General features: G+C 56.8%; 9 protein-coding genes. 5 read left to right on the top strand and 4 right to left on the bottom strand.

Annotated elements, in window-relative coordinates:
* The first annotated feature begins 198 nt into the window (after positions 1-198).
* The 3 genes from JHC09_RS09115 to JHC09_RS09105 all read left to right on the top strand — a co-directional run bounded on the left by JHC09_RS09115 (position 199) and on the right by JHC09_RS09105 (position 5,113).
* A complete protein-coding gene (locus tag JHC09_RS09115) occupies positions 199-2,202 on the top strand; it encodes an ATP-binding protein (protein WP_199531698.1) in 2,004 nt (667 codons plus the stop codon).
* Between the two features lie 205 nt (positions 2,203-2,407).
* Positions 2,408-3,793 carry an FGGY family carbohydrate kinase gene (locus tag JHC09_RS09110; protein WP_199531697.1) on the top strand — a complete coding sequence of 462 codons (1,386 nt, stop codon included), beginning with the start codon at positions 2,408-2,410 and terminating at the stop codon, positions 3,791-3,793.
* 30 nt (positions 3,794-3,823) lie between these two features.
* On the top strand, positions 3,824-5,113 hold the full coding sequence (locus tag JHC09_RS09105) for an NAD(P)/FAD-dependent oxidoreductase (RefSeq protein ID WP_199531696.1): 1,290 nt from the start codon (positions 3,824-3,826) through the stop codon (positions 5,111-5,113).
* Positions 5,114-5,145: 32 nt separating this feature from the next.
* Here the strand turns inward: JHC09_RS09105 and JHC09_RS09100 are convergent, their stop codons facing one another.
* Both JHC09_RS09100 and JHC09_RS09095 read right to left on the bottom strand, forming a co-directional pair.
* Entirely contained in the window at positions 5,146-6,060 is a 915-nt protein-coding gene (locus JHC09_RS09100; protein WP_199531695.1) for a DMT family transporter, read from the bottom strand.
* Positions 6,061-6,235: 175 nt separating this feature from the next.
* On the bottom strand, positions 6,236-8,755 hold the full coding sequence (locus tag JHC09_RS09095; RefSeq protein ID WP_199531694.1) for a glycoside hydrolase family 2 protein: 2,520 nt from the start codon (positions 8,753-8,755) through the stop codon (positions 6,236-6,238).
* 208 nt (positions 8,756-8,963) lie between these two features.
* Between JHC09_RS09095 and JHC09_RS09090 the strand changes: the two genes are divergently transcribed.
* Positions 8,964-9,260, top strand: coding sequence for a type II toxin-antitoxin system RelE/ParE family toxin (locus JHC09_RS09090; protein WP_349236534.1), 297 nt, complete (start codon positions 8,964-8,966; stop codon positions 9,258-9,260).
* Here the strand turns inward: JHC09_RS09090 and JHC09_RS09085 are convergent.
* Both JHC09_RS09085 and JHC09_RS09080 read right to left on the bottom strand, forming a co-directional pair.
* Complete coding sequence (locus JHC09_RS09085) at positions 9,250-9,531, bottom strand: type II toxin-antitoxin system RelB/DinJ family antitoxin (RefSeq protein WP_199531693.1); 282 nt, start codon at positions 9,529-9,531, stop codon at positions 9,250-9,252. The two genes, JHC09_RS09090 and JHC09_RS09085, sit on opposite strands and share 11 nt — an antisense overlap.
* 303 nt (positions 9,532-9,834) lie before the next feature.
* Positions 9,835-11,667: an ABC transporter ATP-binding protein gene (locus JHC09_RS09080; RefSeq protein WP_199531692.1), complete on the bottom strand. Its 1,833-nt coding sequence runs from the start codon at positions 11,665-11,667 to the stop codon at positions 9,835-9,837.
* A 285-nt stretch (positions 11,668-11,952) separates the two neighbouring features.
* Between JHC09_RS09080 and pepN the strand changes: the two genes are divergently transcribed.
* A complete protein-coding gene (gene pepN / locus JHC09_RS09075; protein ID WP_199531691.1) occupies positions 11,953-14,589 on the top strand; it encodes an aminopeptidase N in 2,637 nt (878 codons plus the stop codon).
* The last annotated feature ends 17 nt before the right edge of the window (positions 14,590-14,606 follow it).

Genomic DNA, 14,606 nt, shown 5'->3' with positions numbered 1-14,606 from the left:
AAGGGATGTGGGGGGATATACTTTTCGAAGTCAGCTGCAACGAGCGAGTTGGCTCCCAAAAGAAAATAAATTCACAACCCGAACCACCAACAATCCTCATAAAATAAACAACTACTATCCAAGAAAAATACATCACTATTGCCACTCATAGACAATCAACGTAATCGTTTCTGCATCTCGAATTCAGGATACTTCTAAATGAAATTCGACGTCCTAGGCCGGATAAACAACATGCGCCTACCAGACGGGAAAACGGCCGTTCTCTATTCAGTGTATGAAGCTGTCAGCAACTCCATCCACGCGATTAATGACCGATTTACCGAGGAACTGGCCGCTGAGCTAGGAACCGTTTCCGTTAACATCGACGTCGACGATGAAGGGGACGTCAAATCGATCACTGTTAGAGACAATGGCGTTGGGTTCAACGCGGAAAATCTTGACTCATTCGAAACTAGTGACAGCCGATTCAAATATGCTCGCGGCGGTAAAGGCGTAGGCCGATTTATTTGGATAAAGCTCTTCGAAGTCATCAACGTGGACAGCGTCTTCGAATTTGACGGTACAAAGAAAAAAGTCTCGTTTCGTTTCGACCCGGAGCACTCGGAATCTATACGAGACTTCACAGAAGAATCCGCACCCCATTTGGACGTTGGGACAACGATAACACTATCTCAGATCAGACAAAACCAGAGAGGAAGGGTCCGGCCTGCGTCATATCTAAAAGACTTGGCGCTACATTTTTTCCCTCAATTCATCTCTGGAACGCTCCCGAGCATTGGGATTACCCATAAGGATGAGACCGTTAGTCTTAACCAGTTTATTTCAGATCAGGTCGAACCGGCGATACGAACTGTTCGGCACGTAGATTTTGGGGATGGAGCGACTGAACTTTTTATAGACCATCTATTCGTTAACCCCTCGATATCCACTGCACTTCGCAATGCATATCTACTTACCGCTCATGGCCGGTTGGTGGGTGATCCTGTTTCGATTGAGCGAAAGTACGCACTCAAGGAACTGAAAAATGGCAAAGCCTACGTCGCAGTCGTTAGCTCAAAATTCCTAGACGAACGAGTTGATCAAGAGAGGTTGGGTTTCAAGCTTACCGCAGATCAAAAAGAAACATTAGAAGATAAAATCCTTGCAGCTAGCGAAGAATTTCTAGCTGATCACATCAGCAACCTGAGAACACAACAGAAAGCGACAGTTGAAGTAATCCTGAAGGAGCATCCCCAACTAGCATCTCAGATAACGAACCTTGAGGATTACGTTACACAGATTGCGCCGAGCATGGACGATGAACAAATAGCTCAGAATTTGTTTGTTTTGCTTTATCGCGATGAGAAGGAGCTTCGCAAGCGTATCGCCCAGCTCGACATTCTAGATAATCTCGAGCCAGAAGTCCGCGAACAAGCAGAGGAAACGTTAAAAGAGATATCAAACCAGGAAAAGCACCGACTTGCCGAGCTTGTAGTTAAGCGCCACCAAATTCTTCAGCTCGCAAATCTCCTTTTGAAGTATGATGATGAGAATAAGGAGACATACCACTACGAACGCGTAATTCACGAACTCATATGCCCAATGGGCGAGATGTATCAAACAGGAGGCTATGCGGACCACAACCTCTGGATGCTTGATGACACACTCGGCGCATACGAATTCTTTGCTTCGGACAAGACGATTAAGTCCCTCGCACCAGAATCCAGTTCGACTAAAGAACCAGATATTTTGTTCTTTAACCCTCTTGGCTTTCGGCGAGAAGGAACCAGCGATCCAATCGCAATCGTCGAATTCAAGCGCCCCGGAGACGAGCGCATGAGCCAAGACCCTGTACAGCAAGTCCTTACGTATGTTGACCTCCTTCGTGGAAAAACCATTAAGGACGTCGACGGCGCCGTGGTTTCCAATATAGACGGAAGCACGCCGTTCGACTGCATAATTGTCTGCGATCTCACTGCGTCAACACGCAAGGCGCTACAACGATCAATTGCCCAACAACCCACGCCCGACGGTGAGGGCTATATAGGCTGGTCCGTCCCCCACAACGCCCGGATTCGCGTCATCTCATTCGCAAAAATGTTGCGAGATGCTGAAGTTCGCAACAGCGCCTTCTTCAATCAACTAGGCTTATCGAGCCCTTCACTGGCAGCGAAAAAGCGCGCAGCAAAGGCTCGCGATCGGCGAAACGCAGCGACGGCCTAACGGCTGGTGTGTGAGGGGGAGGGAAGCGGGGCTAGGGTTACAGCTCGTGGGGTGATGCTTGCTACGCCGACTACTACGCAACAGAGCCCCCCGCCCCGAGAACGCGGGGTGACAGGATACCGGCCCTAAAACTCTTCCATTCCAGCGTAGCACCCGCCCGAAAAATCATTTAGTTTCGCGTGGTTCGTTGTGCTGGGGAGGGCCGATGACCGCTTCGTCTAATCGCAATATTGCTGTCATCGATATTGGCAAAACCAATGCGAAACTGGTCCTGCTGGCGGGCGATGGACACCATATCGACACGCGCTCAACACCCAATCGGTCCATCGAATTGGACGTGGGCGGGATCGCTATTCTCGCTCATGACACAGAGCGGCTCTGGGCGTTTATTCTCGACGGGTTGCGGGCGTTTGAGGCGGAGTATGGGGTGGGGGCGATTTCCATCACCACGCATGGCGCAACGGCGGCGCTGGTGGCGGGGGATGAATTGGCCCTGCCGGTGCTCGACTATGAAAGCCCCCTGCCCGAGACTTGTGCCGATGCCTATGGGTTGGCGCGAGGGGAGTTTAGCGAAACGCTGTCGCCGCGCTTGCCCAATGGGCTCAATCTGGGGGCGCAGATTTTCTGGCAGGCGCAGAGTTTCCCGGACGAGTTTGCGCGGGTGACGGCGATCCTGACCTATCCGCAATATTGGGCTTGGCGGCTGACGGGAAAACTGGCGAGCGAGGCGACTTCATTGGGGTGCCATACCGATCTGTGGAACCCCAATACGGGGGATTTTTCGCAGATGGTGGTGCAGCAAGGGTGGCGCGCGCTGTTTCCGCCCGTCAAACCGGCTGCTGCGGTTTTGGGGCATATTACGGCACGGGTGGCAGTTGAGACCGGGCTGCCCGCGGACACGCCGGTTTGCTCGGGCATTCACGATTCAAACGCGTCGCTGGTGCCCTATCTCACCCGGTTTCAGAATCCGGTTACTGTCATATCCAGCGGAACCTGGACCATTTGCATGACCCTTGGGGGCAGCACTGCAGCGCTCGACAAGGAACGCGACAGTCTGGCCAATGTTGACGCGCTGGGGCGTCCTGTGCCGACGGCGCGGTTTATGGGTGGGCGCGAGTTCGATCTCTTGGTGCCGAACTATGCCGAGCCGAGCGCGGCGGACATTGCTTTCGTGATCGAGCAGCAGGTGCAGGCCTATCCGAGTTTTGTCGCCGGTGTGGGCCCCTATGGGCAGAGGCGAGGCGAATGGTCTGTGGACAAGTCGGCGCTGACAGAGGGGCAGCGCACGGCTGCTGCGACACTGTACCTCGCGCATTTGACCCGCGCGGCCTTGGGGCTTTGCGGGGTCGGCGAGGCGATTATTGTGGAGGGACCGCTGGCGCGGAACGCCTTGTATTGCGGGGCTTTGGCGGCGCTAACCGAGAGGCCGGTCCACGCGTCGCAGGACAGCACAGGAACCAGTTTCGGGGCCGCGGTATTATGTTGTGAAGATCTCCCTCAAGCCCCCCTCCCTGCGGCATTTCCGCCGCTTGTCGTACAAGGGTTCAAAAATTACAGCGAAGGTTGGGAGAAAAAGACCAAGAATCTCTAGCGTCTAAGACGCACTATACAAGGACTAGCCATGACGAGCCGTAAACACCGCGTCGTAATTGTGGGCGCCGGGTTCGGCGGAATGGCTGCGGCGAAGGCCTTGAAGTCCGCTGACGCTGAAGTGGTGGTGATCGACCGTCGCAACCACCACTTGTTTCAGCCCCTGCTCTATCAAGTCGCGACCGCCGCGCTGAGCCCTTCGGAAATCGCCTGGCCGATCCGCCACATTTTGCGCAGTCAAGAGAATGCGCATGTGTTGATGGCGACAGTGACCGGCGTCGATACCGGCGCGAGCGAAGTTGTGCTCGAGGACGGAACGCGCGAGGCCTATGACAGCCTGATTTTGGCGACGGGTGCACAGCACGCCTATTTCGGCCATGACGAATGGGAAAAATACGCGCCGGGCCTGAAGACGCTCGAAGACGCGACCGCCATTCGCCGCAAGCTGCTGCTGGCTTTTGAGGCCGCAGAGCGCGAGAACGACCCGGAAAAGCGCAAGGCGCTGCTAACCTTTGCTGTGATTGGCGCGGGTCCGACGGGTGTGGAACTGGCAGGCGCGATTATCGAATTGGGCCGGATTTCGCTCAAGAACCAGTTCACCCACATCAAGCCCGAAGAGCTGCGTGTGGTGTTGATCGAAGCCGCTGGCAAGGTGTTGGGCAACTTCCGTCCGGCATTGTCGGATTACACGCTGAGCGCGCTCAATAAGCTGGGCGTGGAAGTGGAACTTGGCTCGGCTGTAGTGCATATCGACGATGAAGGCGTGCGCTGTGGCGTGAAGTACCTGCCGACGCGCACCGTTATCTGGGCCGCGGGTGTGTCGGCGTCGCCGGCTGCCAAGTGGCTGGGCATTGAAGGCGACCGCGCAGGCCGCGTGCAGGTTGGCGATGACCTGCGCGTGCCGGGCATGGACAATGTTTTCGTCATCGGCGACGTGGCGAGCACGACTTTCAACGGCAAGCCTGTGCCGGGCGTGGCGCCTGCTGCCAAGCAGATGGGCGCCTATGTGGCAGGCGTTATCAACCGTCGCCTCGTGGGCGATAGGCGGCATGTGCCGTTCAACTATAAGCACGCAGGCGATCTGGCGACGATCGGCAAGCGCTCAGCCGTGACCGACTTCGGCAAGGTGGTGTTCACCGGCTGGGTGGCGTGGTGGCTATGGTGCATTGCGCACGTCTATTTCCTCGTTGAAATCAAGACACGCATCTTCGTGACCATCAGCTGGCTGTGGACCCATTTCACCGGGCAGCGCTCGAACCGGCTTATTGTTCACGGCGCGGCAGAAACCAAAAAGCCGCTCGAAGAAGTCACCGAGAAATAAAATTAGGGCCAGCTTTCGCTGGCCCTTTTGTTTTAATCGACGAGGGGCACGGCGGCGGCTTGTCGCGCCACTTTGCGCTCGCGCAGCCAGATATAGATACCCGAGCCAATGATGATCGAAGCGCCGAGGATAAACCAAGCATCCGGCGGCTCGTTGAAAATCAACCAGCTGGCAATCGAGAGATAGACGAGGCTGACATAGGTGAAGGGCGCGAGGATAGACGCGCCCGCGTATCGGAGGGCTGTGGAGTTTAAGATGTGCCCGAAGAGCCCGGCAGCACCCATAACAAAGAACGCAGCCCAAGAGATAGAGCTTTGTGGCCAGACCCAGCCGGTGAGCGCCACGGGAGCCAAAAGCGTGATCGGCACAATGCTGGCGTAAAATTGTTGCGTCAGCGCGGCATCTACCCCCGCAAGTTTGCGGGTGAAAATGGTGAAGAGCGCGAGGAAGACCGCGCAGCCAAGGCTGATGAATGCCGCTGGGTGGAAGGCCTCAGAGCCGGGGCGGACAATGATCAGCGTGCCGATAAAGCCAATGCCGATGGCCATCCAGCGACGCCAGCCCACCTTTTCGCCCAGCATGGGACCGGACAGAGCGCAGACCATGAGCGGCGCCGTGAAGGCAATGGCGCTGGTGACGGTGAGGGGCAGATAGCTCATCGCCCAGAAGTTGAGCGAGGTGGTGCTAAACAGGCAAAAGCCGCGCACAAGCTCAAGCTTAATATTGCCCGAGCGGAACAGGTTTTTGCCCTGCACCGGCAGGAAGAGCAGCATGAGCAAAATGAAGTGCATGCCATAGCGCACGAAGACGATTTCGGTGGTCGGCATGCCCGAGAGCGCCAGCCATTTGGCCGATATATCGAGCACCAGTAGCACGACTTGGGACAGCATCAGGAAGCCAATGGCGGTGTTGACGCGGTTCTCGACCGGCAAAACAGGAAAAGCCATTAGCGAAACTCAAACGACGGCCCGCCCAGAGTGGGCGTGGACGAAAATTCTATGAACAAGGGTGGTACTCCGCGGCGGGAGTCTTATGCGCCGCATCGGTAGGGTTGAAGAAAGCCGCACCCAAGTCAATAGGTGCGGCTCACAATCTTGTATGGAAGCTCAAAGCTACCCCGGTTTAGAAGGTTTCAGCGAGGTGCTGAACCGTCAAACCCTCTGACAGCGTGGCGACACTAACTTCCGCGCCGCGGCGTGATGTGAAGGTGAGCGACACAGGACGACCCGGCAGAAGTGTGACCGCATTGTCGGAGAAATAGCCCGGAACATTGGTCGACGCCGTGACAAAGAATGCGGGGGCGTCCGCCTCAAGGGTCAGGACAGGCTGACCATTTGCATCGCTCCACTTCGACGAGACATTCGCTTGCGGCAGTTCAAAGGCTTTGTAGGGTTTGAGGAAGAAGTCGTTCTCGCCCAGAATATTGCCGTTGGCGTCTTTCCAGATGAAGTAGAGGAATTCGTCCTCAGCAAGGGTGCTCGTGGCGATTTCGGTTACAGCAATGGCAGCATCGGGACCGACAGCGGCATTGCCCGACCACAGCTGCCGTTGCCCGCCGGAAACGCGAACCGCTAGGACTTCGAGCGCGATTGTAGCATCACGACCAGTGTCGTTGATGGCCTTGAGGACGATCTCGCTCGGCAACTGGCCTTCAACGGGAATGCCGCGCGTGTTGGTGCGCACTTCGGTGTGTTGAGGCACAGCGACGACGTTGATCGGCAGGTAGAAGCGGCGCGCCATGTAGTGCATGAGCTTCCACTGACCACCGTAATCGAGCGAAGACCAGCTCGCCACCGGCCAGAGATCGTTGATCTGCCAATAGAGCGTGCCCATGCAGCGCGGCTTGGTGGAACGCCAATATTCAATGGCGGTCTTGATCGCGAGACCCTGCTGGATTTGCGACAGGAACACCATCTGGGTGAAATCGCGCGGGAAGCGGAAATAGCGCGTCATGGTTTCGAGAATGCGCGCATTGCCGCCCGCATTGCGCTGGTGGTTTTCCATGACGGGCGACGATGGATTGCGATCCTTTTCCTCAGAGAAGGTCTCGATGACATTCATTGAGGTGAAGCTCTGGAAGCCGAATTCGGAGGCAAAGCGCGGATTGACCGTGCGGTAGGCTTCAAAGCTTTTGGCGGAGTGCCAAACGTCCCAATAGTGGAGGTCACCGCGCGTGTCGGAATGCCAGCCATCGGAGAAGTCCATATAGCCCAGCGAAGGCGAGGACGGCCAGAACCGACGGATTGTGTCTTCGTCTTCGACGATGCGATGGAGAAGCGAATTTACGCGGTCATAATTGGCGATGTAGCGCTCTTTGTCCTTCTTGGTTTCGGGATACCAATCGAGCGAGCCAATGACCTCGTTATCGCCGCACCAGAGGGCGATGCAAGCGTGGTGCGACAGGCGGCGGACCTGCTGGGTGACTTCCGTTTCGATGGACGCCAGGAACTCACGGTTGGACGGATAGCTCATGCAGGCGAACATGAAGTCGTGCCAGATGAGAATGCCGAGCTCATCGCATTTGTCGTAGAACCAATCGGGCTCGAACTGCCCACCGCCCCAAATGCGCAGCATGTTCATATTGGCCGCTTCGGCGCTGGCGAGGAGATCGCCAACAACTTCTGGCGTGATGCGCGAAGGGATCGCATCAGCTGGGATCCAATTGGCGCCCATCATGGTGATGTCGCGACCATTGATCCGGCACTTGAAGGTGTGGTCGATCTCGTCCTTCTCGATCACCCATTGGAGGTCGCGTAGGCCAATCTTGCGGGTGGTGACTTCGCCTTCAAGGTCGGTGACGAGTTCATAAAGATGCTGTTCGCCCTGCCCTGCTGGCCACCACAGTTTTGGATCGTGGATCGTGACATTGTGGGTGAGGACGTTCTCGCCCTTTTGGACAGCGACGCGATCTAGAATCTGGTGGCCGCCAATGGTGTGGGCGATTTCAACCTCGCCATGGGCAAAAGCGTGGACGGTGGTTTTGATCGAAAGCTCAACGGTGGTTTTGCCGTGCACCTGATCGACCTGCACGCTTTCTTGGCGAGCGAGGCGCGATTTGCGCAGGCTCATGGCGCCATAGACGCCAACCGGCATGGTGCAGATGCCCCAATCCCAACCCGCGTGGCATGCGGGCTTACGGATGAAGTTCATCGGAATGCCCTTCAGCCCATTGGTCTGGTAGTTTTTGGTGAAGGGAATGGGGAATGGGTGCGCTGCGGCGCGGGCGTTGGCGATGTCTTCGGCAACGGCGAACTCAAGGCGTAGAGTGTTGTCGCCAAGCCGTACTTTGCCGGTCACGTCGATGTCGTAGCGGATGAAGGTGTTGTCCGTGCAGGCAATCTCTTCGCCGTTGAGGAAGATCGTGGCGATACAATCGACCTCTGAAAGCGTCAGGGTCAGATAGCCATCAATATCGGCCTCGGTCGCGGAGAAGACGCGATCCATGGTCCAAGCGGTTTCACCGACCCAAAGCACCTGCTTTTCGTTCTCGCCCCAATAGGGATCGGGGATCAAATCGGCATTCAAGAGCGCGGTATGCACGTCGCCCGGCAGAGCGATGGTGGTCGCAATGTCGCGCGAAGCTGCGCGCAACGAAAAGTCACCGCCCAAAGACAGGGCGGCGTTATACGCCGGAACGGCCATGACTAGTCCTCCTCAACTGGCAAAAGGGCCAGTGCAATCGATTTCGATCGCCTTATTTGTAGCGGAGGGAATGGTGGCGTCTAGGGGGGGCGAGAGGATTTTGTATGGAAGGATTTTGGCAAGGCGCGAGGACGGTGGAAGGAAATCTGCCGATAGCGCCACATGCTCAGATCGCTTGTGATGCGTGAATGATTTTAGAGGTGGGGCGATGGCAGAAACACCAATGATAGACGTCCAGTGGTCATCGCTCGCCACTGACGACGCTTTAGCAATCGTCGAGTTCATCGCTGACGACAATCCACGAGCAGCGGAAGCACTCGTTGATTTGATAGAACAAAGGGTCGGTCAACTTGCAATTATGCCCAACAGAGGACGCGTCGGCCGGGTAACAGGGACAAGAGAACTCGTGCTGACGGCCAACTATATAGCAGTCTATCGGCATGAGGCGGGACGGGTACTTGTTCTACGCGTGCTACACTCGATGCAGCAGTGGCCTAGGACTTGAGACGAGAGCGGAGGGCGGCTACGGCCTGATCATGTGACTGAGTGGGGGCGTTGCTTGCTAGCGCCTGCTGAACTTTTGCGCTGAACCACTCATCGTAAGCGGCTTGGTCCGCAATCAAACCCGGTGGCAAGGTGCCTTCTTGAGCAACACGGGTCAGCAGGATCCGAACAGCGTCAGAAACGGTGAGGCCAACATTGGCCAGTGCCTCAGAAGCCTTGGCTTTGAGGTTATCATCTACACGAACGTGGAGCATGCTGGTTTTTGCGGCCATGCCGGAGTGTGTATCTCAAAAGAGATACAGTCAAGGTCGAGTGTCTGAGCCTCAACCATGCAACGTGAGAACTGGTCTCGGTCTCAGTTCTTCACCCGCGGGCTTGACCCGAGGATGACGTGCGGGAGTGTTGGGAACCCAACGCAAGGGCGACTGCAGGGCAAGAAATCCCCCCACCCCGGCCCTCTCCTCGAGGGGTAGGGAGACGATGGAGTGGAGAGCTTTGCGCTGGGAAAGCCCCCTCACCCGACCTGCTTTCGACCTCTCCCCGTGGGGGAGAGGTGAAGTTGTACGTTTCGGGTCTTAGACGTCGGGGTCCAAGAAGCCGCCGGATTGGCGGGACCAGAGTTGGGCATAGATGCCGCCGGAGTTGACGAGGACGCTATGTGGCCCTTGCTCAACGATCTGCCCCTTGTCGAGAACAATCAGGCGATCCATCATCGCGATGGTCGAGAGACGATGAGCGATGGCGATGACGGTTTTGCCGTCCATCAGCGAGACCAACTGTTCCTGAATTGCTGCTTCCACTTCGCTGTCGAGAGCGGAGGTGGCTTCGTCGAGGACGAGGATCGGCGCGTTCTTGAGGAGCACACGGGCGATGGCGATGCGCTGACGTTGCCCGCCAGAAAGCTTTACCCCGCGCTCGCCCACATGAGCGTCAAAACCCGTGCGCCCCTTCGCGTCGGTCAGGCCGGGAATGAAGCCGATGGCCTCCGCCTTTTCGGCTGCGGCGCGCATCATCTCTTCGGACGCATCGGGGCGACCATAGAGAATGTTATCGCGTACGGAGCGATGCAGCAGCGAAGTGTCTTGGGTCACAACGCCGATATTGGCGCGTAGGCTATCCTGCGTGATTTCAGCAATATCCTGCCCGTCGATAAGGATGCGGCCCGATTGACGGTCATAGAAGCGCAAGAGCAGGTTGACGATGGTCGATTTGCCCGCGCCGGAGCGGCCGACGAGGCCGATTTTTTCACCCGGCTGAATATGCAGATCGAGACCTTCGATAACGCCCTTATCCTTGCCGTAGTGGAAGGAAACGTTTTCAAATTTGATGTCGCCGGTGACGCGGCCAATAGGCTTTGCGCTCGGCTTGTCAGCAACCACACGTGGTAGCGAAATGGAGGAAATGCCATCGCGCACCACGCCGATGTTTTCGAACAGTGCTGACATTTCCCACATGATCCACTGGCTCATGCCCTGGAAACGCAGAACCAACGCAGCGGCAACGGCAATGGCACCGGGGGTCATATTGCCGTTGAGCCACTGGCCAATGCCGACGGCAAAGACCGAGAACAACAACACGCAGTTCATCACCGTAATCGTGGTGGTGAGCAGAGTGACAAGGCGCATCTGGGAATGAACGGTATCGAGGAAACCATCCATGCTTTCGCGGGCGTAGCTCTCTTCGCGCTTGGAGTGCGAGAAGAGTTTTACGGTGGCAATATTGGTGTAGCTATCGACGATACGACCGGTCATGACCGAGCGCGCGTCTGCCTGTAGCTCGGAGACTTTGCCGAGGCGCGGAATGAAGTGGCGCAACAGCAGAATGTAGAGCACCAGCCAAACGATGAAGGGCACCGCGAGCCAAGGGTCGCTCATAAACGCCAAGACGATAGCGCCGGTGAAGTAGACGGCCACATAGACCGTGACGTCGAGGACCTTCATCACCACTTCGCGCACGGCGAGCGAGGTTTGCATCAGCTTTGCGCCGATGCGACCCGCGAACTCGTCCTGGAAATAGCTCATCGACTGGCGAATGAGATAGCGGTGCGCCATCCAGCGGATACGCTGAGGGAAGTTGCCGAGCAGGGTCTGGTGGATCACCAGCGTATCGGCGAACTGCAAAACAGGAATGACGATGAGCAGAAGCACGGCCATGCCGGCCAGCTTCCAGCCCTCGTTTGCAAGGAAGGTTGCGCGGTCGGCAGTGCCGAGCCAATCAACGATGGAGCCCATGAAGCCGAAGAGGGAAATCTCAAGGATCGCCACCCCGGCTCCCATCACTGTCATGGCAGCAAGCCACTTTTTGGCACCGTGACTGTAATGCAGGCAAAAGCCCAACAGGGTTTTTGGCGGTTCGACGGGATCGTTGTGCGGATAGGCGTCGATGCGGCTTTCAAACCAACGGAACATCTTCACTCTCGTATAATGGCTGGCGCATGTCGCGCCGTAGAGTTTTCAAAACTTCTGGAGCGCATGGAGCCGAATTCTTGGCTGCGGATTACAGCAAGAACAGACGTGTGTCTTCCAGATTAGCACGTCGGGATAAGATGTGATGCTTTACCCTATTCCCGACTTATTTGACGCCGACGACTGGGCGACACGCTAGAGTGCCGCTTAAGATACACTCTAAGGCGGAGTCGGCAGCGCAGATTGCGCGCCCTACGTCACCCGAAACTTCAAGTCTTTGGACATTGCATGCGCACCGATAGTGATCACACGATTTATCTCAAGGACTATGCACCGACCCCGTACCGGATCGTGTCAGTAGACCTCGATTTCTATATCACCGAGGAGAATACGCGCGTCCGCTCGCAACTCACCATTGAACCGCGCGACGGCACAGAACCGGGTACTTCGCTGGTATTGGATGGCGACGAGCTGGTGCTGAAATCCATCGCTATCGATGGCGCGCCTTTGGCGCTTTCAGCCTATCTGGCGGAACCGAATAAGCTGACGGTCGTCGAGCCGCCAAACCGCCGCTTCGTGCTGGAAGTTGAGACGAGCCTCAAGCCCGCCGAGAACACAAAGCTAATGGGTCTGTATCGCTCCAGCGGCACTTGGTGCACCCAATGTGAGCCCGAAGGCTTCCGCCGCATCACTTATTACTACGACCGGCCAGACATTCTCGCGCCGTTTAAGGTGCGGATCACGGCACCGCTCTCGGTCGCGCCGGTCTTGCTGTCGAACGGTAATCTCATCGATAAGGGGATTGCGGGCGACAATATGCATTTTGCCGTCTGGCAGGACCCGTTCCCGAAGCCGGCGTATTTGTTCGCGCTTGTCGCGGGTGATCTTGGGTCGATCCACGACAGTTTCACGACCATGAGCGGTCGCAAGGTGGAGCTTGGCATTTACTGCGCGCATGGCAAGGAAAGCGAATGCGACTACGCGATGGACAGCCTCAAGCGCTCCATGGCTTGGGATGAGAAGCGCTTTGGCCGCGAGTATGACCTCGACATTTTCAACATTGTTGCCGTTTCCGATTTCAACTTCGGCGCGATGGAGAACAAGGGTCTCAATATCTTCAACGACCGCCTCGTTTTCGCGAAGCCGGAAACCGCGACAGATGGCAATTACCACGGCATTGAGCGGGTGATTGCGCATGAGTACTTCCACAATTGGACCGGCAATCGCATCACCTGCCGCGACTGGTTCCAGCTGTGTCTGAAGGAAGGTTTCACCGTCTATCGCGATCAGGAATTCACCAGCGACGAGCGGAGCCGACCGGTGCAGCGCATCCACGATGTGCAGAATTTGCGCGCCTCGCAATTCCCGGAAGATGCCGGTCCGCTGGCGCATCCGCCACGTCCGGACAGCTTCCGCGAGATCAACAATTTCTACACCACCACCGTCTACGAAAAGGGCGCGGAAGTGGTGCGGATGCTCGCGACGCTGCTCGGTGAAGAGGGTTTCCGCAAGGCCTCGGACCTTTACTTCGACCGGCATGATGGGGAAGCCACAACCATAGAAGCTTTCCTCAAAGTGTTTGAGGATGCCTCGGGGCGCGACCTTAGCCAGTTTGCGATTTGGTATCATGAAGCAGGGACGCCGAAGGTTTCGGTTGCCGATAGCTATGATTCCGCGAGCCAGACTTATACGCTGACTTTGAGCCAGACTGTCGAGCCAACTCCCGGTCAGCCGACCAAACAGGACCGCGTTATTCCGGTGCGTTTCGGGCTTTTGGGTCCGAATGGCAGCGAGATGACTTGGACCTCGGTTTCTGGCGGGGTGGTTGAGGACGATCTCATCGTTCTCGACAAGGGTGAGATGACACTGACGTTCACGGGCGTTGCCAATAAGCCAGTGCCCTCGCTGTTCCGTGGCTTCTCGGCGCCCGTGAAGGTTGAGAGCAATCTCAGCCAGGACGATTTGCTATTCTTGGCGCAGCACGACAGTGACCCATTTAACCGCTGGGATGCTGTGCAAACGGCCACCACGAAACTGATGGTCGACGCGGTCGCGGGCAAGGCTTGGACAGAAAGCGCCATCAGCAAGCTTGGTGCAGCGCTGGTTGATACGCTGGAAAACGGCAATCTTGACGATGCGTTTAAGGCGCAAGCGCTGGAAATTCCGGGCACGGGTGGCATTCTTCGCGCCATCGGCAAGGGCGTGAACCCCGAAGTTGTCCGGGACGTGCGCAACTCGCTGCTCCGCGAACTCATCGCGCCAATCGCTGATACGCTCGAAAAGCACTATCACGCGCTGGCGTCTGACGCCCCCTATTCGCCCGATGCAAAACCTGCTGGTCGACGGTCGCTGCGCAATCAGCTGCTGGTGTTGCTGGTGGGCGGCTCGGATCGGGGCGCAGCTTTGGCCAAGGCGCAATATGATAGCGCCGCCAATATGACCGATCGCTATGCGGCGTTGAGCTATGCTTCGGCCTATAACACTGCCGATGCGCAGGCGATCCTTGGCGACTTCCGGACCCGCTTTACCGCAGACCCGCTGGTTCTCGACAAGTGGCTGATGGCCACGGCAATGTCGAGCGACGATGGTGTGGTGGAACGGATCAAGGCCATTATGACCGACCCAGAGTTCCCAAAAACCAATCCGAACCGTGTGCGGTCTCTGGTCGCCAGCTTTGCAATGAGCAATCTAGTGCAGTTTACGCGCCTCGACGGCAGCGGATTCCGCGTTGTGACGGACACCGTTGCGGAAATGGACAAGATCAACCCGCAGGTGGCCAGCCGCATTCTCACCGGGTTCCGGATTTTGCCAAACTTGGAAGCCCGCCGACAGGCCCTTGGTCGTTCTGCGTTGGAAAGCCTGCGCGCTCAGCCGAACCTCAGCCGAAACGTTAGCGAGATCCTCGACCGTATTCTCGCAGGCTAATATATTTACAAAACACC

The sequence above is a fragment of the Devosia sp. MC532 genome, from assembly GCF_016461625.1.
In the GTDB taxonomy this organism is placed as follows: Bacteria; Pseudomonadota; Alphaproteobacteria; order Rhizobiales; family Devosiaceae; genus Devosia.
The sequence above is the reverse complement of the archived record's forward strand: the minus strand, read 5'-3'. Positions and strand labels throughout refer to the sequence as shown.